The organism is Bacillus sp. es.036 (genome assembly GCF_002563635.1).
Taxonomy (GTDB): domain Bacteria; phylum Bacillota; class Bacilli; order Bacillales; family Guptibacillaceae; genus Guptibacillus.
Genome location: NZ_PDIZ01000001.1, coordinates 368,583 through 391,076, shown reverse-complemented (window position 1 = coordinate 391,076; position 22,494 = coordinate 368,583). Strand labels below are relative to the sequence as shown.

Below are 22,494 nucleotides of genomic sequence, written 5' to 3'. Positions count from 1 at the left end.
TAAACCATCCTTTATCCTAAAGTACCGCTTTAACAAGATAAAGCGATTTGATATAGGAAAGTTTCCCTACCCTCCTATAGCGTAAACCTTTTCAAAGCGCTGAATCGGTTTTCGATGTGTTTTTCGTGTGAGATGACATGACAAGTTTGATGGATAGTGGGGTATGAGACTTTTTCCATCGTTTTGCAGGAACGGCTATATTGAATTGACCATAAAAAAACAAGGAGCCTGCCTTTCAGCTGAACGGGCTCCTTGTTTCAAAGTCAGATTTATAGATCTTTCTTAGTAAAATAATTCACCTCAGGGCTCTGCGTTTGCCCTCCTACTTCTCTTCCTGTTTCTTTCACCGCATTCTTCGCTCGGCGAACCGCATCGCCGTACTTTCGCTCCCAGCTTTTCGTCGCAGCGGCAAACGCAATAAGTGTTACGACTGCGAGTGCTCCTGTGGCTGGTAAGAACGATGGCGAAATCATGCCACCTGCATAAGCAACGCCAATTGGCGAGAAGACAAGATACGTTTCACATATGCTTGCGATCAGAAGAATTCCTGCTGGCACGCTGTATTTCCACGGCGTCATATTTACTTTAGAAGCTTTCGGGAATACATACGCTTTTTCTTGTGGTTTCCAGTAAGCAATTCCGAACATGATCGCGACTTCAGCTACGAATAGAATGCCGTAGATGTGGATGAAATGGATGTTAAGCGGAAGTCCAAAGATCTGTTCCGTGCCCCATACCATCATGTAGTAAGCCACCACGTGGAAAATGATCGCAGCTTTTGCGGCTAATGCCGGTACCTTTTTTGATAGAAATTCCAATGAGCACGACAGCAACGATCGGAATGTTGAAAAAGCCAGTAAACTTACGGATTAAATCCCATAGTCCGTTCGGTGCATACATGAGCATCGGAGACACGAAAAACGTGACGATCGCGATAACCGATCCAAACCATTTACTTGCGGTGATGAGCTGTTCATCTGTGGCATCTTTTTTCATTGCCGGCTTGTAAATATCGAGTGCAAACATTGTTGAAGCACTATTTAACAACGAATTATATGAACTTAACACGGCACCAAGCAACACTGCGAGGAAAAAGCCGGATAAGTAGGAAGGGAGCACATTCATTACAAGTGTCGGATACGCAAGGTCAACGGACTTCAGATCCCCACCGTAAAGGTGAAACGCGATAACACCTGGAACCATCATGAAAATTGGGATAAGAAGCTTAAAGAATCCTGAGAAAATAACCCCTTTTTGTCCCTCTTTTAAACTTTGTGCGCCTAGCGTTCGCTGGATAACGTACTGGTTCGTCGCCCAGTAGAACATATTCGCAATAATGAGTCCTGTAAAAATTGTACCGAACGGAACGGAATCTTCCGGACCGCCGATCGCATTCAGTTTTTCCGGATTTGTTGTTGTGATCGTTTTAACACCGTCTAGGAACGCGCCATTTCCAAGTGCGATAAGCCCAAGAATCGGAACGAGCGCACCAACAATGAGTAACCCAACGCCATTAATCGTGTCAGACACGGCAACGGCTTTTAATCCACCGAAGATCGCATAAACAGCGCCGATAATTCCTATGCCCCAGATCACGACCCAGATCGACTGGGTATAGGAAATGTTAAGAATGGACGGCACATCAAAAAGCTTCAGAACGGCAAGTGCACCGGAATAAAGCATAGAAGGAATCGTTACCAGAACGTACCCAACCATAAACAAAACAACGGTATAGCGTCTTACGCCTTCATCAAATCGTTTGCTAAGAAATTCTGGCAGTGTTGTAATCGACATGTTCAAATATTTTGGAAGCAAGTAAAGTCCCATAAAAACAACCGCTACCCCTGCCGTTACTTCCCAGGCCATGTTTGAAAGATTCGTTCGAAACGCCTGACCGTTCAACCCCACCAGCTGCTCAGCTGACAGGTTCGTTAACAAAAGCGAGCCGGCAATAAACCCACCGCTTAGTCCTCTTCCTGCAAGAAAATAACCATCGGAACCACTAGTCGTCCCTCTCGTTTTACGATAAGCTATGTATCCAACAAGCACCATGAATGCTACACAAGATAGCAATGTAAACCAAAGTGATTGCATCTTGACTCCCCCTCTACCCTAAGAAAAAATATTTCTCGTATTATTGTAATAAGGGAAATAACCTTTTTATTATATTAGTAAACATTTTTTTGAAATTGAACATGAAAAAGAGGAAAAGTTAGTAGAAAAGACATGGAGACTGGAAGGATTTCTACCACGTTCTAACAAAAAAGGGGCCGCCACATTTGGCAGACCCTTTGTCTCTGACCGATTATTTTTTTACCAACTGATCTACCTTTTCCGTCATCCAGTGAAAAGCACGAGCCGCGATCAGCTGTTCAAAATCGTCCTCTAGTTCTTGCATGCCGTTTTTAAAAATCTCTACAAAGTGATGCCAATAAAAAACGGTTATTCCCTGAACGTTTGAAAGACGATCAGACCGATGCAGGAAGTGACTCTCAAATTGAGGGGGATTCGATGTTAGTTCTCTGTTGTAGGTTTCAACAGCTGAAACACCTTTTGAGGATATAGCATCTTCTAAAATAAGTAGCGAAAAGTAAAAGTCTTTTCCTTTTGCATAATGGGAGCCAACATCGATATTGCGTAGAACCTGGTTTCGAGAATGATTGTGAGTTGTTTTTGTGGAAATGTCGGACTTGAATTTCGCTTCAATAAACCAGACAAAGTTTTCACTTTCAATGATTACATCCACTTCAGTTGGCCCTTCTGGTAACTGGTTATCTAGTAAAGTTGAGGGCGGTTTGATTGTTTCCCAGAGGTTAATGGTTAGATTGTGAGGTAGCTGATCGGTGGGGACTAGTTGCTTTGGTGAGTATTTCGTTTGATTGATCCCTTTTGAAATCAGTTCAGAATACCAGTGTTGAGGATTGATTTGTTGGAGCGATTTAAACACATTCCAGGTAATAGCGTCTTCACTATTTTCACTTCTTAAATGCTTTGTTTTCATACTTCTCATAGCGGGTAGAATTGGATTATACTTATCGATTAGCAGATTGTCTCTGAAGTCATCGTACTCGAAGACGCCGGTTTTTGAGACGGTTCCGTTTTTCGTGATTACTGGCTCACGGGATATGAAATCCTCATAGGCGAAATACTGATGACCTGGCGTGTTCGGTGTCACTTTGGGCCGGTGAGGTAACGTTATTTCTTGGTCAAGAATCCAAAAAATGTACGCTTGATCTGGTTTCTCAAAACCAAATCCCTTTTTGCGATCCTCGATGTAGGTACGAATTCTCTGCTGAATGTGCGGGTCAAAATGGGCGAGTTCTGCTTGTGTAGGGTTGTAGGGAGGGCTAAGAACAAAGCGGTTGCGAACGGTGTAAAGTTTTTCAATGAAGCCACCCGTTTCACGGAACGCGACGAATGGCGTTTCTTGGTAAGACTTGCGATGGGGAAACGCATGGATGCTGTGCTCGTAAATGATCTTACATGTTCCGCTTGCAGGGAGGGTTAACACGTTTTGATTCATTCCATCACCACTTCCAATTATTGTATCGTGCAGTTTTATTGTACTATATCCTAGGATGAGCGGGTAAATAGATGTCCTTTTATCATAAAAAAACCGCCAACACATTTAAACTAGGAAGTGTTAACGGTTTTTTCATGATGTCACTGCAAGAGTGCGCTGCCCTTATTTTATTGGTTTTTCTCTCATCACTCGTTTCATATTTCTTCTAAAAATGAACAGCAAGATACCCCCTACGATGATCCAGGTAAAATAGAGAGTAGGTAATCCTAAATCATAGACAAAAGCATACCCTGCAATAAGCAGCACGCTTATTAAATAAAAACATCCTAGAAATAAATACAAGTTTCGAACAACTGTATACCGCATCATGACACCTCGCTTGTCATTCTTTTAGCTTATTGAAAACGAACCCAGTTCACTTCTCTCCACTCTTTGTTATAGGTAAAATCCATTTGATGAGGCTCGTCCCCATATGGATTTTTCACCGTTACTTCTAGCATAGGTTCGTTATGGTTGATTGTTATTTCAGGTGTTTCTGTTAATACCTTAAAATAGGTCTCTTTGCTTACTTTCTCCTTTTTCCCATCTTTCGTTAAGAAGTATTCCCCATCTTTTTCTAGTCCAAGTTCATCCCCGGTGTGATTGATTAGCCAGCTCCTGATTTCAGATGATTGTTGTTGCGCGATATCAAGAACATTGTCTTCCGTTATTGGAGGCATTCCTTCTAACACATCAAAAAGGAAATACGCTCGATAATCACAGTCACCATCGCAAATATCAACGACGATGGCATCAGTCGGTAAGTCACTATTCTTAACTTTTTTCTTACCGGCCGTATCAATGCGATAAGAATCATCATCTGTTTGTGGATAATTCGTTCTCTGCCCACTCGAAGATAAATAGTAAGTATCCACGCCTTCTTCATTTAGCATAGGTTTCTGAAGCAAATCAATCTGATTGAAGAAAAACTCCCCTTCTGTCAGGGTTTCTGAAGCAAAATGGAACCCCTCTGTTCCAACCTTTCTACGTTCTACAATAAATTCCTTGTCCTCATTGGACAAGGTAATATGATAGTGAACTTTTCCCCGCGTTGCATTCTCTTCTATGTACATATCTAAGTCTTCGATCTCTCCTTCATCACTGATCGCCATATCGAAATCAAGGACCTTGACCGGATATCCTCTATTCCCTAGTTTGCTATGTATGTTCTCCCATTCTTTCGCAAGACTTCCTTCATAGAAGTTAGTGTTCAGTACCGCAACTTCTTTTGGTTGCTCATATATGTCGTTTTGTATCCATGGGACGATTGTTGACACAAGGAAGATCACTAAACCTAAATAAACCGCGCGCTTCTTGGCCTTTGCATTAACTTTCATATTCGTGAAAAACAGTAAGTAAATGAGGAATCCAAGAGGCAACTTCCATTCATTAAACTGAAATGAAAAGCCTCCGAGAATCGTGTAGCCGATGAGTTTCCATACTAAATAAGGCTCGAATTCATCTGACTGCCGGTAGATCAAGAGAGTGATCGCTAAGATGAGGAGATAGAAGAAAACACCTATGAAGTTGTTCATTTTTTCACCCCTCTATAATTGTAGTGCCTGTCACCACCCGGTTTCAGTCGGAATTTGTCGAATACGTTAATTCTTTTTTCTCCTTCCTCGAACTACTTTCACTCGTCTGTTTGTGCTCGCCTTTTAACTCCACTATAATGATAGACAGGCTACTCTACAGGCTAGAAAGGAGAACAACATGTTTTACACCTACCGCTCAAAGAGAACAACGTGGAGAACGGTTTTATTCAATATCATCAGTGTTCTAACAACACTCGCTATGTTTCTGATTGATCCGGTATCTTCTCGCTCCGGTGAATCGGCTGCTATATCCATTATGTTTGTTATTCTAGCGGGCTGTGTACTGTCTATTTTATTCGCATTTGTTGTCTACCGAACGAGCGATGAGAAAAAAGGATGGGCGACGATCGGATTACTCTTTACGCTATTCAACATTTCTGTAATCGCTTACTTTATCTGGATAGGCATTAGTCTCGTTTAATCTTAGAAACCGATGTAAATCCACTTACAAAGAAAACCAGGCACTTCCCTCACTCTTTAGGGATACCTGGTTCTTTTTTTATTATATTTCCAAAATCACGAAGCACTCACCGATACAACGCCATAAACCTCTCCATATAATACGTAAATGTCTGGCTGTAATACCCTGCAAAGTAAAAATCACTGCCATGGTTTCCAAACGGCATATAAATCACAGCGGCTTTTTTATTATCGTTCTCTGCATACGTTTCTTTAAACGATGCCGCCGTTTCATAGCCAACGTACGTATCATGCGTACCGTGAAAAAGTAGCGCTGGTGGACTCTCTTCGCTAACGAGCTGTTCTGGCCAGAGAAGTTCCTCCGTACCAGGAATACCGCCGAGCGCTGGCCCTTTGTTCGCTGGATAGTAGGGAATCAGAGCTTTCACGTTGATTTCCTCCGAGAACCATTCACCGTACTTCCCCTCTGTCATCGCAAGAGCACTAGCCGTCGCCAAATGACCGCCGGCTGATCCACCTGAAATAAACGTTGTGGAAAGATCCAGCTCATGTTCTTCTGCATGCTCCGCTAAATACTGCGTAAAAAGACCAATATGACGAACTTGATCATCAATTGAAAATGGTCCCCTCACATGGTCAGGAACATTGCTGCTTAATCCATAGGAACTTAGGGTTGTGAGCCCATACTGAATATCAAATACCGCATACCCTTGTTCAGCAAAATACGTATTTTGCTGCATGACGTTCGCATCACCTTTATCTCCATTTGCCCATGATCCGCCATGAATACGAATTAAGACAGGGAGCTTACCATCCTTTTCTTTTGGAAGAAAGGAATCAAAGCGAAGCTCAACGCCATCGTCCACACCTTCAGTCCCTTCATAAAACAGCACATCCTTTTCCCCTTCCACATCTGCAGGTGGAATGCCAAGAAAATAAGCAGGAAGCGAAAATGGCGTTTGTTGAAATTCAGACGAATGGAATGACGTTGAATCCCATTGACTAAACGCCTCTTCTACCTGTTCTTCTGCCTGACTGATCATAATCGGGACAGAGAGAAGCGGTAAGAAATGAACGAAAGTAATGGCAAACCCACCGATCATCAAGATCCTCCGCAACGTTGGACGTGGTCTTATCCACGACTTGCTTCCCTGTAAAACGAGTACGGTACTTGCTAAGAAAACGAAAGCGTAAAACAAGGCGAGCTGGTTCACGTAAGGCCCATAGCCGCCGTTTTCGTAACGAAAGAGAATCAGTGAGCTTGTGAAGAGTCCAACGATTAATACAACGATATTCCCCCATACCAATAGCTCAGAAAACCAGCGGGGGATACTGTTCACTCCCTCTTTTCGTTGCTTGTCCATTCTCCAAGCAAAAATCAAGGTAACTACATGAACCAGTAGGAACAAACTAGGGATAAGAATCGGTAGAATGCTTGTTTCACCTGGATACTGATTTGATAGCTGAAAATTCATCAAGCCGATCAAAATGATTGAAAAAGGAATAAACATCAAATACAGTGCACTCGCAATGCTTAATTTGTGTTGCCTGAGCACGCCTAAGATGCTCATCACAATCATGACAAGAAACAAAACCCCAAACACATTCCAGATCGGACTTGTATTTCGAAATGAGAGATAAAATAAACTAAAGAGCAGATTTATCCCTGCAAGAAGTTGAATGGCTTCCCAGTAGAAAGATTGTAAGATGAATTTCTTAAATAATGGCGACTTCTTTTCGCGTTCCATATTTGATTCAAGTTCTGAAGACATGATAGAACCCCCTTGTAAGTGCCTGTCACCACCCGATTTAGGGCGAATGCTGTCGATATTTGCAAAGTGGCAAGATATAGCAATAATACCCTATGTTCGAGCACTACAACCAGTCAAACACTCTCTCAATCCAAATTTTGTTATAATAACTATAATTAAACAGCGATAACAGCATAAGAAGCACATACACGTAATCAAACGGTACTCACGATTAAAATCTATCAAAAGGACTGAATCTCTATGCCCTCACAGTACTTCATCGGTATCACCCCACCACCGGACTATCAAAAAAAGTTCAAGTACTTCCAACATAAATGGTTAGAGTTCCTTATCGTCGAACCGCATATTACTCTCAAAGCACAAGGCGGATTAACACCAGATAAAGAATGGATCGTAAAAGTAAAAACCGTTTGTAAAAGAACGCAGCCGTTCCCGATCACGCTAGCCAAGCCGAACTATTTTGGGGATAACATCCTTTACTTAAGCGTTCTATCTGATGAACTGTATCCCTTACACGAAGCGATTGTAAGAGCAATTTCTCCTCCCCCAAAACTCATCAACCAATATTTTGAGCTCGATAACTTTGTTGCTCACCTAACGCTTGGAAAAGAACAGCACGGTTTAACGAAAGAGGCGCTAAGCGATATGGCGCATGCTGCCGAAAAAGAGCTAACACCGTATCCTACTTTTCTAGTAAAATCTGTGCAAGTTTACGAGTTAAGCCCTGACAGCAAACGTTACGAACCACTACTTCAAATCCCTCTTGGCTGAATGTGCGCTACATAGACCTAGCCGCCCCCTCCCTGTTCCATTTGAAAAGGAGGGGGTTTTTTTCTGTTCTCACCCTCACACGCGAAACAAATTAAAAAATAGATCCTCTCACCCAAACATAAGATAACAAAAGCACCGTAATGAAAGGAGTGCCACACATGCTCGAAAAGTTTGTGGATCGACTCCCCATCATCCCGACCATTCAACCACTTAAAACCACCAATGGCATCCCCTTCTACGAAGTGACAATGAGAGAAACCATGCAAAAGCTTCATCGAGATTTGCCACCAACTCGGATTTGGGGATATAACGGGATATTTCCCGGTCCAACATTTCACGTCTTTCGAGATCAGCCTATTCGTGTTCTCTGGAAAAACGACCTTCCCACCAGGCATTTCCTTCCGATTGATCACACCGTTCATGGGGCTAGTGTAGATGTCCCGGACGTTCGTACAGTCGTACATCTTCATGGAGGCTCTACACCTGATACGAGCGATGGCTATCCAGAAGCTTGGTTTACAAAGGGGTTTCAGCAACGCGGTCCCTTTTTCACCAACCCTGTTTATGAATATCCGAATCGTCAAGCTGCAACGAACCTCTGGTATCACGATCATGCAATGGGGATCACCCGCTTGAATATCTATGCCGGACTTGCCGGAATGTATATCATTCATGATGAGGAAGAACGATCAATCGGTTTACCGAACGGTCCGTTTGATCTTCCGCTCATTATTCAAGATCGCTCGTTTCATCAAGATGGTTCTTTGTATTATCCCTCAGAGCCTAACCCCCCTGTACCAGGTGTCTCGCCCTCTGTTATTGGAGAGTTTTTTGGAAAGGTGAACCTTGTAAATGGAAAGGTATGGCCCTATTTAGAAGTGGAACCCCGCAAGTATCGGTTTCGCATTCTGAATGGCGCAAATGCTCGATTCTACCGTCTCGCTCTTTCAAACGGCGTTCCTTTCACTCAAATTGGTACAGATCAAGGGTTATTACCACGTCCGGTGCCTGTCACCCGCGTTTTGGTCGCTCCTGCAGAACGTGTGGACGTCGTGGTGGACTTCAGTCGTTCTAGTGGAGAGGTGATCACCTTAACCAATGATGCTCCCTCATCCTATCCAAATGGAAAGTTGCCGAATTCTAAAACCACCGGGGTTATTATGCAATTTCGCGTAAAAGAAGAACTCTCTCATGAAGAGAAAAGTGTCATACCAGGCTCCTTGGGAAAGTTTGAGACAATGAACGAGCACCAGGCAAACAATCAACGAAACCTTCTACTTAACATGAGAAACGATTCGTACAATCGATCCCTTCATCTATTAAACAATCAGCTCTGGTCTGATCCAATCACCGAAAAGCCTAGATTAGGTGACGTGGAAATTTGGAGTCTTGTTAATATCACGAATAATACTCACCCTATTCATCTACATCTTATTCGTTTTCAAATTCTTGATCGCCAGCCTTTTGACAAGAACTTATATGATCAAAAAGGGATCATTGTGCCAACGGGACCACGTAAGAAACCGAAAGAGAATGAATGCGGTTGGAAAGATACCGTCCAGGCAAATCCAAATGAAATCACGCGCATCATTATGAAGTTTGCACCTTATGCAGGCTTGTTTGTATGGCACTGTCATCTATTAGAACACGAAGATTATGAAATGATGAGGCCATATGTCGTCATACGTAATTAGTTAGTACGAATTTTCGACTTGCTGTAGCTCATTTCGATTTCCATCTTATCTTGATTTAAATGTCCTAATCTCGATTCAACTAGCTTCTATCTATCCCCTCACTTCCTTCATACAAAAGAGATCATTCTATGAATGATCTCTTTGAAGCATGAAAGAATTAACTTTTTACACCCATACTGGTTTTCCTAATGCACTAGCCTAACTATATACAAATTTTCGTTATGCTAAAGCCCATCTACATATTGCTTTGCTTCCACTAGCGATAGCCCGAATACCTCTCTCGTCCGTTTAACAGCTTCTACCATTCTTCCTTCTCTCACTAGCTCTCGCAATTCTTCGTTGATGGGGTGTTCAGGTAAACCCATGTGCTGTGCCATTCGATCTAAATGATCATTCGTTCTTTTCATTTGCATACTAAGACGATTCATCTGAGCACCTAGTCGAAAAATAAGATAAAAGACACTTACTCCAAAGCCTAACGCCACAATTTCTGTCATTTGATAACCTCCAGTTTCAAGATAAAATAACTAATTAACAATAACCAGATTGATAGCTAACTTGACTACTAGCTATCTAAGAGGCAAATGAAGTTAACCTAACCTTATTCTCTACCCGTGCATAGGGGTACGCTCTCATTGGCTAAAATGATAGTTAAATAGGACAAATCCCATAAATAAAATCTCAGCGTCTTCCTTATATGTATCATCTATATCGAACGCATAGATTGAATTTCCTAATTCAGCTCTTTCCCCTTCAGCAATCGTATGGTTATTTGTGCTAATCTTTGTCTTCGCTCCAATCCCAAATGATGTATAATGATAGGTTTGATTTCGATATTCAAGATAGAGACTTTCCTTTAACGATGCCACATTTTTGACAGAGTAGTCCATTTGAATTTTGCCTACCTCACTATCATTAAACAAGATAAGCCATTCAGTTGTATCTCTTAGAGGCTTATCATTTTTCGCTTGAAGAACGATTTCGTTTCCATCTTCTGACGAAAACGCCAGATTAAGAAACCAGCGACCGGGCGAATCCATAATGTCCGCAACAACTCGTTTCCAGCGGCTATTATAAAACCGCTTGTAAGACCCAAGAAGTTCTTGTCGGTCATACAATTGCTTAGGCACTTCCGAAACTCTGTCACCTAATCGCGTTACCATATGTATTTCATCCACTCCTGGCTGAAACGTACGGTCCTTATTTTGTTGCCTCTTCATAATAAATACAATTAGGATAGCTCCCACAGGAAAGCTCAATAGCAACAAGAGCTGGTCTAACTCAAATTTGCCTAAAACCAAGTATCGGAAGGCTAACCCTATAAAGCCTACGATGAATAGTAAAAGTAGTTTATTCAAATACAAAATCCCTTTCTGAACACGTTCTGTAAGTGCTAATTATTAGCCACATTCCATTTTTATTACACTACTCTATACGAATAGGCTTACCTTAAGTTTCAGCAGTTAATGAATCTCCTCTCTGTGCATTGTGATGTTAGGCAAGATGGTCGGTCACAGTATACATTCGTTTAGTCAATGAAAGCTTGTGGAAAACTAATACATAGATTGAAAAAACCATTAAACAACACAACAACTAAACCTAAGAAAGGACACGATTATGTCAATCTTACCTAGAGAATTCTATCAAAAACCCACCCTCGAACTCGCAAAAGCGCTTCTCGGCTGTGAGCTAGTAAAAGAAACAGACGAAGGGCTTGCATCGGGATATATCGTTGAAACAGAAGCATATCTAGGAGCAACCGATCAAGCCGCCCATAGTTTCAATAACAAACGAACAAAACGTACGGAAGTGATGTTTGGACCTGCCGGAAATGCGTATACTTACGTCATGCACACCCATTGTTTATTTAATGTCGTGAGTGCTGAAACCGGTGTGCCTGAAGCCGTTCTCGTTCGAGCCGTTGAACCGCTTAAAGGACTTGATTTAATGGAGCAACGAAGACCAGGCCGTAAGCAAAAGGAATGGACAGATGGACCTGGCAAGCTCACAAAAGCACTTGGAATTGATCCAGGCGATTATGGACATGCTTTAACCCGAGCGCCACTTTATATTCGGAGTGGTTATCAGCCTGATCACATTTCTGAAGGAAAACGCATTGGCATTGATAACTCCGGTGAAGCGCGTGACTATCCATGGCGTTTTTGGGTAAGGGGAAACAAATACGTATCAAGGTAACGTAATTTTTCCATTTCACCTTTCCATACTAACCGTGACTTACGCGCTACACTCCAATCGTTTCATTTGATTTTCCATCGGGTAAAGCTAGTACTATAGCAACAGTATATGATCTATAAACAACTAATCAGGAGGTTTGATGCATGAGTAAAGTCGCGATTATTACAGGTGCAGGAAGTGGATTAGGACAAGCAGCGGCGGTTCGCTTAGCTGATGAAGGAGTTACTATCGTTGCCGTAGACATTAACGAAGAAGGCGGTAATGAAACGGTTGACCTAGCAAAAAAAGCTGGCGTTGATGCGCTTTTCATAAAAGCTGATGTATCCAAAGCAGATGAAGTAAAAAATTACGTCGATAAAACAGTTGAAACCTTTGGTTCAATTGATTATTTCTTCAACAACGCCGGCATCTCCGGTAGTGGGGAATACTACTTAAATACAAAGGTTGAAGAAATCGAGAAGATCGTCGACATTAACTTGATGGGTGCCTTATACGGTGTCCGCTATGTAGCCGATGTGATGATTAAAAACGGTGGTGGCTCCATTGTAAATACGGCTTCAAGTGCCGGTGTCATTGGTCAGGATTCGGTTGTCACGTATTCTGCTACAAAGCACGGGATTATTGGACTAACGAAAAGCATCGTTGCAGAATATGCGAAAGACGGCCTGCGCGCAAACGCAATCGCCCCTGGACCAACCGAAACGCCTATGGTAAAAGACTTTTATGACGCCAATCCGAAAATGAAAGAAAATGCAGAAGCCGGTATTCCTCAGAAGCGTCTTGGTACGCCTGAAGAAGTCGCTGAGCTTGTCACGTTTCTATTAACTTCGAAAGCGCAGTATATCAATGGTGAAGTGATTCGCATTGATGGCGGATTTACGAATACGAAGTAAACGACCTGAAAACGTAACACATCTAAATAAAACGGCCCACAAAACCTACTGTTTTGTGGGCCGTTTTTCATCGTTCTCTCTATTTCCTTAAACCACTATATCCGAATAAAATGATCTCTTCTTTTTACCTTCTCCATGTTCTTCTAAACATTTTCACTTTTAAAAGAAAAGTGACACTCCACCTGCTATAATCAAAACAACTCCCACTAAAAGATGAAGACTGACCGAACTTAATTGAAGTGTCACCACTTCATACAAACATTCCAAATAGCCTTTAGCACGATTAATCCCTTTACTACCTCGCCATACCTCTCTTACTCCCCAATAAAAAAATGGTATCCCCATGCTCGTCAGCACGATAAACCAGAAGATCGATAGACTCACGTGGTTCGCAATCATTCCAACTTAACAGTGAATCATATGTTATTCAATTTTCTTTTCAAATCCATCAACTTCATTAGCTCTTTATCGATCGATTCATATTCCTCCGTCCCCACTGAAAAGTAACTGATTTTGCCTAAGAGTTCTGTCATTTTGGTCTCAACGACGGCTAATTCTCCCCTTACATTTTCGCTTCCTGTCACCTTCTTCTTTTGTTTTTCCTCATATTCCTTAATGCCTACCTCAACCCGCTTCATTTGCCCATTTTCAATAACTAATAATTTTGTACACAGTTTTTCAATTAAGTACCTGTCGTGTGAAACGATCAACAGCGTACCTGTATACGTACTTAGCGTTCTTTCTAGCTCTTCTCGGCTTGGCAAATCGAGATGGTTTGTCGGTTCATCCAGGATTAAGAAGTCATAATCCATCAAAATCATATGAATTAGCTTTATTCTCGTTCGTTCTCCTAGACTCAATTGAGAAATGGGTTTCCCTAGAATCTCTTGAGAAATGCCCATATTGGACAGAAGCGTTCTCGCTTTTGTTTCCTGCTGTCGATTCGTTAAATCAAGGTAGTCCAACGGTGTTTTTTGACCTGGTAGGTCAGTTACATCTTGTGAAAGGTAAGCCACTTTTGTCGATTCACTTATCCAAAGCGAACCTTTCGTAAGCTTTTCTTGCTCAAGAAGGAGTTTAATAAAGGTTGTTTTTCCTGCCCCATTGGAGCCAATCAGTCCAATCCGATCACCATGTTTGATGTAAAAGTGACTTTTATCAAAAAGCAGGCGATCCCCAAACTTCTTCTTGATTCCTTTGGCTTCGAGAACTCGTTTCCCACGTTTGGACGCTGATTCAAACTGAAAAGAGACCGTATTCTCTTCTTTCGGCTTTTTGACTCCATCTTTCTTAAGCTCTAGATTTAACCGTTTCAGCTTCGATTTTATTTGGTTATCCTTTTTCTTTGCCTTCGCTCGTTCGAATTCCCGCAATCCCATTTGCCGATTCTCAGAATTGGATCCACCTTTTCCCGCTTCACGATGGCCCTTAGCTGACCAATCTTTCAACGTGGAGATTTGCTGTTCAATCATTTCAACTTTACGCTGCTGCTTTTCATAATCACGCTTTTTCTGTTCATATCTTCTCTGTTTTTCGTTTCGATAGAACGAGTAATTTCCTTCGTAGATTGTTAATTTTCCAGATTCCAATTCAAATATCTTTGTCACAGTTTCATCTAAAAAATAGCGATCATGTGAAATGATGAGGGCAGCACCTGAATAACTCCTCACTTCTTCACTAAGCCATTTAACTCCCTGCATATCCAAGTGATTCGTTGGTTCATCTAAGATCAAAAATTCGGGAGAACTCGCCCAGATCTTCGCTAAAGACAATTTCAGTTTTTCGCCGCCACTTAAATGTTGTAGATTCTCTTGCCCCCATCGCTCTTTCTGAAACCCTAGCTTCTTACTTTGTTCCAGTAACCTTTCCCCGAAAAGTTCAGCATCAACAGCCAGGTGATTATCTGTTGATTGAGGCAAATAGCCAATGTTTAGATCGGGCATAGTCACAGAACCTTTATCTGGTTCAATCCTTTTCATCAGAATATTGACGAGTGTTGATTTTCCAGCACCATTCCAGCCGACTAAACCAATCTTTTCACCATTTCGTATCTCAAAGCTAACGTCACTTAAAATTTCCCGTTCGCCAAAACTTTTCTGCAGTTCTTTCACTTGTATCACTCGAGCCATGCACGTCACCTCTTACTAAATTTAATTGAGAGGCTTATGAAACATAAATAAACCTCTCCAAGAATCCTGGAGAGGCTGCTAATCCCACATCAAATAACATGCAAACGCTTAAACAAATAATCAAATAGACGCAATCCGCGTCTCATTTTATTTGAAAAAGGTACATGATGAATGATCCTTATTTGGACAGACTAATCCTATTTTCCAGGTTCTCATTTTTTATGAAAATATGAGTTTGCTCCCGTTTAAATAAGATTAATTCCACATCCGCTAAGTACCATTCCTTTCCACCTTTTTCTTACATATTTAGTATATTCATCGACGGTAAACATGTCAACAAGAGGATTGGGCCTGATTTTAAACTTAATGATTCGAGTGACCCACTCTTTCTTGGCCAAAATGATGAGATATTGGCCAAACTTCATTTTTATTGGCCAATAACGAATTATATTGGCTAAATTCTTATTTTTTTGGCTAAATGTTCTTTCACCGAAAAAGAACCTACCGTATTTCAGGTAAGCTCAGAGATCGTTAACGCACTCATATTCCATTTTCAAAAACTCAAATGTACTACCATTCGTATCCTGAATAAACGTGTTAACATCTTTAAATCCTAACTTTCTGTAAACGTTTATCGCTCTTTGGTTAAAGGTTGCAACAGATAAGGTTATTTTACTAGGGTTATATTTCTTTTTGATAAAATCTAAACCAGCATTAATGAATTCCAATCCCTTCCCTTTATTCGTAAGATCCGGGCGCATCCCTAAGCCAATATCATAAGTTAGATTATCCACTTTGTTAACGCTGAAGAAACCAATTAAATCACTATTCTTCATCACCGCAAACTTAGAGTCCCCACGTAATTCTGGATCGACGAATTCTTGTAAATCTTCTTCATCCGCTTCCATATCGTAAAAAGAATAATTCCCTTCATAGTGCCAATTATAAGCAATATCTTCTGCTTGATCTTGAGTCATTACTTCAAATTTATAAGTCATACACATCCCCTTCATTGAATCCTACTTTAAAAGATTACGTTACTTCTTAGTCAATTTAAAATAATCCATGGTAGAAGTCTCTTTAAACCCGCACGTTTGGTATAGATTTAACGCATTCTTGTTCTTCACTGCCACTTGGAGCATAATTTGTTGAGCTTGTTTTTCTTTTAATTCCTGTATAGCTTTCATGAGGATATCTCTGCCATAACCTTTTCCTCGATATTCAGGGAGAACGCCTAACCCGTAAATGCCACCCACGCCATTCTGAACTTCTATATGAACTTTACCTATAACTGATTGGTTGCATTCAGCTAGAAAAACATCCATCCCGCCTAATGATGCTTCCTCGGGAAACTCTTCCTCTGAATTCATTTGAAAGTATATCGTATTTTGTCTCTCAATTTCTTTTGCATCTTCATTAATCGCCTTTCGAAAATGAAGGTTTGTCTTCGCGGCTTCCCTTGCTTCACCTATTAAATGCATCTCATATTCTGAGTTTTCATAGTGGGCTCCCGTACTTTTAATAAAATTAATCCCAGCAGCAGAATTTCGATCACTCAACAAAAGCATCTGTTTCGATTCCCGTTTACCCCAGTCATCTTTAACAAGTGAAAACAACCGTTTAAAGACTCCCATTCTCCTATAATCAGGATGAACCATCCCATTTACTTCTAAAGCTTCTGAACCAAATTGACAGATGCCCATATAGCCGATGAGTGTACGATCATCATAAAACATAAACTCGTTGATTTTGTTTTGATCTATACTTTCGTTATAAGAGTTATTTAGTTTGTAATCAAGTTCTAGTTTTAACGTTACATCTTCTTTTTCAAGGCAACATTTTTTTAATCTAAGGATTTCTTTGTAGTCTTCTCGATTTAATGAAGGTGTTAGTTTGATAGATGGATGAGTGATTGTTTTCATTCTATTTGTTTCTCCTCTTTCTTTGTTTTTTACTCAAATCCTCTGTCTTACCTTGTTAGAAGAGAATGATTATGTTCAATCCTTAATCTAAAATGGTTCATGATTCTAATCTGTTCTTCTGTTAACGTATCGATTTCTTGGCAAATGGATTCCAGGAGCCGATTGCCAAACAACCGTTAGCATTTCCTTGTCTAGCATTATCTTTTCTACTACTTCTCCATTTATAGAAGATACTGTTTTCAACACCCCAAAACCTTCTTGGTATAAGAAATTTGTATACTTCACTTCCTCTAATTGTGCATTTGCAACCCCATCGTTCCTTCAAAGTCAGTCCTTGTCAGCTCCCGATTAGCTTGTGGGTGTTCTTTCAAACGACTATTCCATGCTAGTAACACAGTATCAATCGGATCCCAAATGGTTCCGTCTAAGTCAAAAATAATGCTATCCAAAATCATAATCTCTCCTTTAAAAGTAGCTGTTTCACTTCTCTAATGAAAGGAACCTTGCTTTCCGGTTTACAATGTGTAGAAATATAAATAAGGTGATAAGAGTTTTATTAGCTAATGGCCCATGTCGATCTGTTTTGTATTTGTCTCCAACCGTTCTTGAATGAATGGCTTTCGTCTCATACCATCAATCGTAACATTCATTTCCATATGTAGAGGATTCTTTATGATAAAATATTTTTCCTGTTGCACTGACAAATCCAAACCATTAAGATAACAAAAAACCTCTAAGAACGAATCAACATTCTCGGAGGTTCGGGGTAAAATTAATTTGTTTTTTTCCAATACACCCCATCTTTGTTGGATTGAGATGGAGGAAATGTCTCTCCACTGCTTAGTTCAATGTTTTTTTCTTCTTCCGCGTTAGCGTTCTCATTTGATTCGTTTACTAATCCAACAAATTCATACGTTCCATTCTCAGGTGCTTTTTCGCCAGTCTTATAACGCTCTGCCATCATTAAAAACTCCTTTGTCAGTTGTTGTGTTACATGAAGGAATGTACCCCGTAGAACGATATCAAAACCAAATGGAGCATATTCAGTATTTTTTTACCATCACATTTAAAAAAGCTAAATGTTTTTACTAAATAGCTAAAGTCTTTCATTCATTTAATTAACAGTAGGAGATCCTTCTCTTTTCATTAATAATCTAGACAACTGTTTAATATTATTTGCGGAAAATTGTTTGTTTCTACTTGACGGTTACACCCTTATTCATTTATAACAGCTTCTACATTATTTCTTATCGATAGATTTAGAAATGAACATTTTCATTAATGGCTAATTTTTCATTCAGCAATTGCTCCGAGATTATGGATTTGGTTCTTTATTTAATAAAGTTGAATAGATGTAATATATACCTCCAGGTAGACATAAAGAAAAAACGATAATATGTAATCCTAACAAACCATATTCAGCTTTTAAAATATATCCTAGTGATCTTAGTGATAAGATTATTAACAATAAACCGTATATTAAGTTCATTTTTTTAGTCTTAAACATTTTATTCCTCTTTACGCTATAGCTCCGAGATTGTAGAACAAGTAGTTGAGTTCCTTTTCACATTAGGAGAATTTTCAGTTGTATTATTGAGTATTCACTCCACTTTCTTATCTACATATACTCCTACGAGAAAACGTAGCAATAGATATAACAAAATAGTGACCCCACCCACTATGAATACGTTATAATCATCAAATAATACCGTTGCCAAAATTATTGCGATAACTAAATAAATAACTGCAAACCCTTGCTGATATCTCCTCTTTTTAGATAACTCATTTGGACCCCTCAATTCATTCACTCCAGTCCTAAATCTGCAAGTCAACCTACATAAAGAGCAGACTTTTTATTCTGTAAATGCTCCGAGATAATAGCATATAAGTATTTTTATAATTCTCTTCTGGCTTTTCTAATAATGTCTTTAATAAATGGTTCTTTTTGTTGGGTGTAGACTGATCTGTCATACTTGTATTTAGTAGCGAGTTCACTTTTTAGCAAACCATATTCCTCAGCTATTTTAGGGTGCTTTCTAAGATAATCACGAAACATTATTTTTTCTACCCATTCTGTACTATGTATTTTACAAATATGTAAGTGAGCAGTCCCCTTTCCCCATAATCCCTTTCTGAAAAATCTTCTATCTGTTAACTCTGGTTTTGGAACATATTCAAATTCTACTTCGCTTAATGGTTGCACAAAAGCTGATGTACTATTTAAATCCTTTATCCCTACCAAAATGTCAATAACAGGCTTAGCTTTTAATCCTTTTATTGAAGTGCTTCCAATATGTTCAATTCCAACTATTTTATCACCAATAGCAGCAATAATTCGCTTTTTCTCATAATCAAATTGACTTTCCCAATCAGTATTATATTCAATTAAATTCACAATCGATTTTGTCATGACTACTCCCACCAATAAATAGAGTTTTAAATTAAATTCTAGTTCTTATGACACGAACCCTTCTTCAATACTTATGTAGGTAATTTCATAAATTTCACTTCTAAGTCTATAACTGAATTCGATTTCATATGTTTTTCTTTGCCTTTGCGTATCTAGGAATCAGAAATATCCCTACCATAAACATGACAAAGGATAGTACACGTATAGCATCATAATAGTCATTTGTCCTAAGAAAAGAAATGTTTATAATCATGACAATAGCCCCTAATATGACCATAGATATTCCTAGTCCTTGCCTCACCATTAATACTTACCTCCATTTTAAACGATAGACTTCACCGCAAATGTATCTCATTTCTAAAACATCTAGTATTCAAGTCTTCCAGATAACTATTCAAATCTCTAATACCAATTATTTCAAATGAAGCTGTATAACTCAATCTTTAATTCTAGTTAAAAGAAGCCTATCTTATTACAGATAAGCTCCGAGATACTGGAAGATGGTAAATAACGATCCTAACAGTCCAACAATGAACATGACAATAGCATATATAATAATCGTAGTTATTAATATAGTTAACGGATTAAAATGATCATCCGTAAAAAGACGTGGTATAAGTAATGAGTAAGTATGTGTTTTAGTTGCAAGAGACCGTGCTAAGATGACCTTCTCTCAGACAATTTGAATGGGAGGGTTAACAAAAGAGCAATTAGATAAAACTATCGGTAATAAGCTTTCCAGTAAGAATGTCTTGTGCACCGATTCTTGGGGTGCCTTTAAAACCTATACTACTGATAGAGGGATGGATATATATCAATTCAAGTCTGATGGTAAGGTTCGTACAAAAACTTATGATACACTTAGATTAACCAAGTCCAATATCTAACATTTCTTTTCTCCACGAACGGAAGGATTAGGGAGTTTGACTGGGAAATTTTTAAATAAAGGTGGAATTTTATGCTTTGGCTTATGTTAATAGTTATATTTCTGCCTTTTATAGCAAGACGAATAGAAAGGCATTTTCAACGATTAAAAAAAGAAAAAAATGAAATGAAGGATATCTTCAGTGATTGAGAGAAAATGATATCCCCACTTAATTAACCTATTGCTTTTGTTAACAAGCAAAACATACCACAGTGGAACTCCCATAAAACTGGAAGTTCCTATTTTTTAGTGAAGTATCACATTAAACTTTAACATAGCCATTTAATTAAAAAGAAGTCTATCTTATTACAGATAAACTCCGAGATACTTGAATAATATCTCTAGTGACAACAATTTCAGGAATAATGTAAGCTTTTAGAACCCTCTATTTCCAACTTATAAAACACCTTATCTACCTTTACGATTGGAAAATTACTAGGTAACTCCCTTCTATCCACTGCTATAAATCCATTCTTTTGATAAAACCGATGTGCGGCGAGAAATTGCGGAGTAGTCCCCAAGTATATCGTTTGAATTTCGTGATCCTGTGCCCAATTGACTGCTTTGTTTAATAGTGATTTTGAAACTTGATATGTAGAGCCTCTATAACTTTTGTTTACAAACATCTTCCTTAGAGCAACTTGGTTGTGTTCTATGTCTAACAAACTTATTGTTCCAATTACTTCATTTTCTAATTTGGCTAACCAAAAGTTACCCTTCCCTATCTGATAAAACTCTGGAATTTTGAGCAAATCAGGTTGGTCTTCCTTAGTAATTGCGATACTATATTCCTTCTGTTGTATATGTAAAATAAGTTCAGATACCTGTTTTTGATAAGCTTCCGAAAACTCTTCAATAATTAATTTATTATTCAACCTTATCAATCTCCATTACCCTTGATGTATCCATCCATTTTCCATCTCCATTTCCAATTCTTTAGTACCAATTATTTCAAAATTGTAGGTGTAACTCAATCTTTTATTTCACATAAAATGGAACCTTTCTTATTACAGATAAGCACCAGTTAGTTGAAGAAAAAAATCATTTATTACTCTATATCCAACAGAAAAGATTTTTTATCGAGTAAAGCCCTGCAATATTTTTCTGTAACATAGGGCATTCTCCGCTCTATCCATTGGTGAGCTTTTTGATTATTGACCATAAACCCAAAACCCCCAAAAATAGCTAAAATAAAACCCGCACTTATTAGCAATTCATCTTCTTCACTAAGATTTCTTAATGCTTTATATCCTTCTAATACTTTTTTTCTATGATTAATATTAAATGAAGTAAGAGTTATGCCAATATCGAATAGATAATAACCATAACCTGAGAAACCAAAGTCAATAGGGATAACAGTGTCATTATTTACAATTATGTTACCACCTTGAAGGTCAGCGTGAACAATTCCCCAATTCGCACTAAATTTTGGTGTTCTATCAAAAATAATTTTTATGTACTTCATGGTATCTAAAACCACATCGTACTGTTTAGATGTAAATAAGTTAATCTCAACCCCATACTGTAATCTATCAGTTAAATTCCTATACTTTTCAATATCATAATTTGGACGGATAAATGGTTGTGGGATACTCCAATTATTTGAGAAATTATGTAATTTAGCTAATACGACTCCCACTTCATAAGCAATTTTTTCTGAATTTATTTCAGTTCCCGTATAAACAACGCCTTCTTCCCAAGTAAGGAGTGTTGCCAATGGAATAAAATTATGATCCACATCAACAATTGTAGAAACCAATTGTCCATTTTGGTTTTTAATTGCTTGCTGTAAATGTAAAGAAGTCTGTTTGTTTAAACTATTAAGCAATTCCATCTCTGCGTTTAGTCCTTCGAAGGTATGTTGTACCCCTTGTAGTCCAGAGGTAATAGGAGAATGAATTCGTAAAACATAAGAATTGTCGTCTTCATTATCTATTTTTAATGTGAGATTGTCATTATGTCTTATAAACCTTGAAGAATAAGTAGTAATTCCATATTGTCTCAAAGCATTTTCAATAAGTTTTTCGGGGTTATTAGTTTTATTCATTTAATGTATCTCTCCTTATTCTTCTAAAAGCAAGCTACTGCTTCTTCAACTAACCTGCCCTGATTTCGGAATATGCTCTTCCATCCACAATACCATAAAAAGTAAATTAAACCATTCCAATCTCATCACAATGTTCTTAATGAAAAGAACGATTTCAA

The 22,494-nt window shown here is 39.0% G+C and carries 22 protein-coding genes and 1 pseudogene; 6 read left to right on the top strand and 17 right to left on the bottom strand.

All coding sequences use genetic code 11. From position 1 onward, the window contains the following. Positions 1-269: 269 nt before the first annotated feature. The 5 genes from ATG70_RS22900 to ATG70_RS02060 all read right to left on the bottom strand — a co-directional run bounded on the left by ATG70_RS22900 (position 270) and on the right by ATG70_RS02060 (position 5,097). Entirely contained in the window at positions 270-743 is a 474-nt protein-coding gene (locus ATG70_RS22900) for a hypothetical protein (protein ID WP_306472674.1), read from the bottom strand. Next, positions 700-2,094, bottom strand: coding sequence for a solute:sodium symporter family transporter (locus ATG70_RS02070; RefSeq protein WP_306472673.1), 1,395 nt, complete (start codon positions 2,092-2,094; stop codon positions 700-702). Before ATG70_RS02070 ends, ATG70_RS22900 begins: the two co-directional genes overlap by 44 nt. A 211-nt stretch (positions 2,095-2,305) precedes the next feature. Beyond that, positions 2,306-3,523: a hypothetical protein gene (locus tag ATG70_RS02065; protein WP_098442724.1), complete on the bottom strand. Its 1,218-nt coding sequence runs from the start codon at positions 3,521-3,523 to the stop codon at positions 2,306-2,308. A 162-nt stretch (positions 3,524-3,685) separates the two neighbouring features. Further along, on the bottom strand, positions 3,686-3,889 hold the full coding sequence (locus ATG70_RS22115) for a hypothetical protein (RefSeq protein WP_142329537.1): 204 nt from the start codon (positions 3,887-3,889) through the stop codon (positions 3,686-3,688). 29 nt (positions 3,890-3,918) lie between these two features. After that, positions 3,919-5,097 carry a hypothetical protein gene (locus ATG70_RS02060; protein WP_098442723.1) on the bottom strand — a complete coding sequence of 393 codons (1,179 nt, stop codon included), beginning with the start codon at positions 5,095-5,097 and terminating at the stop codon, positions 3,919-3,921. 178 nt (positions 5,098-5,275) lie between these two features. On the opposite strand from ATG70_RS02060, the gene ATG70_RS02055 reads away from it, so the two are divergent. Then, positions 5,276-5,578, top strand: coding sequence for a hypothetical protein (locus ATG70_RS02055; RefSeq protein WP_098442722.1), 303 nt, complete (start codon positions 5,276-5,278; stop codon positions 5,576-5,578). 106 nt (positions 5,579-5,684) lie between these two features. Here the strand turns inward: ATG70_RS02055 and ATG70_RS02050 are convergent, their stop codons facing one another. After that, positions 5,685-7,349 carry an alpha/beta hydrolase gene (locus ATG70_RS02050; RefSeq protein WP_098442721.1) on the bottom strand — a complete coding sequence of 555 codons (1,665 nt, stop codon included), beginning with the start codon at positions 7,347-7,349 and terminating at the stop codon, positions 5,685-5,687. A gap of 240 nt (positions 7,350-7,589) precedes the next feature. On the opposite strand from ATG70_RS02050, the gene ATG70_RS02045 reads away from it, so the two are divergent. Both ATG70_RS02045 and ATG70_RS02040 read left to right on the top strand, forming a co-directional pair. Next, a complete protein-coding gene (locus ATG70_RS02045; protein WP_098442720.1) occupies positions 7,590-8,120 on the top strand; it encodes a 2'-5' RNA ligase family protein in 531 nt (176 codons plus the stop codon). A gap of 158 nt (positions 8,121-8,278) precedes the next feature. Then, positions 8,279-9,814, top strand: coding sequence for a multicopper oxidase family protein (locus tag ATG70_RS02040; protein WP_098442719.1), 1,536 nt, complete (start codon positions 8,279-8,281; stop codon positions 9,812-9,814). Between the two features lie 224 nt (positions 9,815-10,038). Here ATG70_RS02040 and ATG70_RS02035 read toward each other — a convergent pair whose 3' ends face one another. Both ATG70_RS02035 and ATG70_RS02030 read right to left on the bottom strand, forming a co-directional pair. Beyond that, complete coding sequence (locus ATG70_RS02035) at positions 10,039-10,311, bottom strand: hypothetical protein (RefSeq protein ID WP_098442718.1); 273 nt, start codon at positions 10,309-10,311, stop codon at positions 10,039-10,041. Between the two features lie 135 nt (positions 10,312-10,446). Next, positions 10,447-11,061: a tubby C-terminal domain-like protein gene (locus tag ATG70_RS02030; protein WP_142329536.1), complete on the bottom strand. Its 615-nt coding sequence runs from the start codon at positions 11,059-11,061 to the stop codon at positions 10,447-10,449. 370 nt (positions 11,062-11,431) lie between these two features. Here ATG70_RS02030 and ATG70_RS02025 point away from each other — a divergent pair, with 370 nt between their 5' ends. Then, a complete protein-coding gene (locus ATG70_RS02025; protein ID WP_098442716.1) occupies positions 11,432-12,010 on the top strand; it encodes a DNA-3-methyladenine glycosylase in 579 nt (192 codons plus the stop codon). A gap of 143 nt (positions 12,011-12,153) precedes the next feature. After that, the gene (locus tag ATG70_RS02020) at positions 12,154-12,903 is read left to right on the top strand and encodes an SDR family NAD(P)-dependent oxidoreductase (RefSeq protein ID WP_098442715.1); all 750 of its coding nucleotides are present in this window, start codon (positions 12,154-12,156) and stop codon (positions 12,901-12,903) included. A 416-nt stretch (positions 12,904-13,319) separates the two neighbouring features. Here ATG70_RS02020 and abc-f read toward each other — a convergent pair whose 3' ends face one another. The 7 genes from abc-f to ATG70_RS01980 form a co-directional block, all read right to left on the bottom strand. Further along, positions 13,320-15,032 (bottom strand): ribosomal protection-like ABC-F family protein, encoded by a 1,713-nt coding sequence (abc-f, locus tag ATG70_RS02015; protein ID WP_098442714.1) that lies wholly within the window; start codon positions 15,030-15,032, stop codon positions 13,320-13,322. 521 nt (positions 15,033-15,553) lie between these two features. Beyond that, positions 15,554-16,030, bottom strand: coding sequence for a GNAT family N-acetyltransferase (locus ATG70_RS02010; RefSeq protein WP_098442713.1), 477 nt, complete (start codon positions 16,028-16,030; stop codon positions 15,554-15,556). 39 nt (positions 16,031-16,069) lie between these two features. Continuing rightward, the gene (locus tag ATG70_RS02005) at positions 16,070-16,954 is read right to left on the bottom strand and encodes a GNAT family N-acetyltransferase (protein WP_098442712.1); all 885 of its coding nucleotides are present in this window, start codon (positions 16,952-16,954) and stop codon (positions 16,070-16,072) included. Between the two features lie 105 nt (positions 16,955-17,059). Further along, complete coding sequence (locus tag ATG70_RS22280; protein WP_179886150.1) at positions 17,060-17,200, bottom strand: hypothetical protein; 141 nt, start codon at positions 17,198-17,200, stop codon at positions 17,060-17,062. A 44-nt stretch (positions 17,201-17,244) separates the two neighbouring features. Beyond that, a complete protein-coding gene (locus tag ATG70_RS02000; protein WP_257147584.1) occupies positions 17,245-17,403 on the bottom strand; it encodes an HAD family hydrolase in 159 nt (52 codons plus the stop codon). Positions 17,404-17,726: 323 nt separating this feature from the next. Continuing rightward, positions 17,727-17,915 carry a YjzC family protein gene (locus ATG70_RS01990; protein ID WP_098442710.1) on the bottom strand — a complete coding sequence of 63 codons (189 nt, stop codon included), beginning with the start codon at positions 17,913-17,915 and terminating at the stop codon, positions 17,727-17,729. Positions 17,916-18,848: 933 nt separating this feature from the next. Then, entirely contained in the window at positions 18,849-19,364 is a 516-nt protein-coding gene (locus ATG70_RS01980) for a GrpB family protein (protein WP_098442708.1), read from the bottom strand. Between the two features lie 596 nt (positions 19,365-19,960). On the opposite strand from ATG70_RS01980, the pseudogene ATG70_RS01970 reads away from it, so the two are divergent. Then, a pseudogene (locus ATG70_RS01970) lies at positions 19,961-20,212 on the top strand (IS1595 family transposase); the annotation flags it as partial. A gap of 433 nt (positions 20,213-20,645) precedes the next feature. Here the strand turns inward: ATG70_RS01970 and ATG70_RS01965 are convergent. Both ATG70_RS01965 and ATG70_RS01960 read right to left on the bottom strand, forming a co-directional pair. Beyond that, positions 20,646-21,164 (bottom strand): GNAT family N-acetyltransferase, encoded by a 519-nt coding sequence (locus ATG70_RS01965; protein WP_098442706.1) that lies wholly within the window; start codon positions 21,162-21,164, stop codon positions 20,646-20,648. 173 nt (positions 21,165-21,337) lie between these two features. After that, a complete protein-coding gene (locus ATG70_RS01960; RefSeq protein WP_098442705.1) occupies positions 21,338-22,336 on the bottom strand; it encodes a phosphotransferase enzyme family protein in 999 nt (332 codons plus the stop codon). Positions 22,337-22,494: the final 158 nt, after the last annotated feature.

Coding starts and splice junctions, on each gene's coding strand:
- ATG70_RS22900 (WP_306472674.1), bottom strand. CDS start 743: ATGATGGTATGGGGCACGGAACAGATCTTTGGACTTCCGCTTAACATC.
- ATG70_RS02070 (WP_306472673.1), bottom strand. CDS start 2,094: ATGCAATCACTTTGGTTTACATTGCTATCTTGTGTAGCATTCATGGTG.
- ATG70_RS02065 (WP_098442724.1), bottom strand. CDS start 3,523: ATGAATCAAAACGTGTTAACCCTCCCTGCAAGCGGAACATGTAAGATC.
- ATG70_RS22115 (WP_142329537.1), bottom strand. CDS start 3,889: ATGCGGTATACAGTTGTTCGAAACTTGTATTTATTTCTAGGATGTTTT.
- ATG70_RS02060 (WP_098442723.1), bottom strand. CDS start 5,097: ATGAACAACTTCATAGGTGTTTTCTTCTATCTCCTCATCTTAGCGATC.
- ATG70_RS02055 (WP_098442722.1), top strand. CDS start 5,276: ATGTTTTACACCTACCGCTCAAAGAGAACAACGTGGAGAACGGTTTTA.
- ATG70_RS02050 (WP_098442721.1), bottom strand. CDS start 7,349: ATGTCTTCAGAACTTGAATCAAATATGGAACGCGAAAAGAAGTCGCCA.
- ATG70_RS02045 (WP_098442720.1), top strand. CDS start 7,590: ATGCCCTCACAGTACTTCATCGGTATCACCCCACCACCGGACTATCAA.
- ATG70_RS02040 (WP_098442719.1), top strand. CDS start 8,279: ATGCTCGAAAAGTTTGTGGATCGACTCCCCATCATCCCGACCATTCAA.
- ATG70_RS02035 (WP_098442718.1), bottom strand. CDS start 10,311: ATGACAGAAATTGTGGCGTTAGGCTTTGGAGTAAGTGTCTTTTATCTT.
- ATG70_RS02025 (WP_098442716.1), top strand. CDS start 11,432: ATGTCAATCTTACCTAGAGAATTCTATCAAAAACCCACCCTCGAACTC.
- ATG70_RS02020 (WP_098442715.1), top strand. CDS start 12,154: ATGAGTAAAGTCGCGATTATTACAGGTGCAGGAAGTGGATTAGGACAA.
- abc-f (WP_098442714.1), bottom strand. CDS start 15,032: ATGGCTCGAGTGATACAAGTGAAAGAACTGCAGAAAAGTTTTGGCGAA.
- ATG70_RS02010 (WP_098442713.1), bottom strand. CDS start 16,030: ATGACTTATAAATTTGAAGTAATGACTCAAGATCAAGCAGAAGATATT.
- ATG70_RS02005 (WP_098442712.1), bottom strand. CDS start 16,954: ATGAAAACAATCACTCATCCATCTATCAAACTAACACCTTCATTAAAT.
- ATG70_RS01990 (WP_098442710.1), bottom strand. CDS start 17,915: ATGGCAGAGCGTTATAAGACTGGCGAAAAAGCACCTGAGAATGGAACG.
- ATG70_RS01980 (WP_098442708.1), bottom strand. CDS start 19,364: ATGACAAAATCGATTGTGAATTTAATTGAATATAATACTGATTGGGAA.
- ATG70_RS01960 (WP_098442705.1), bottom strand. CDS start 22,336: ATGAATAAAACTAATAACCCCGAAAAACTTATTGAAAATGCTTTGAGA.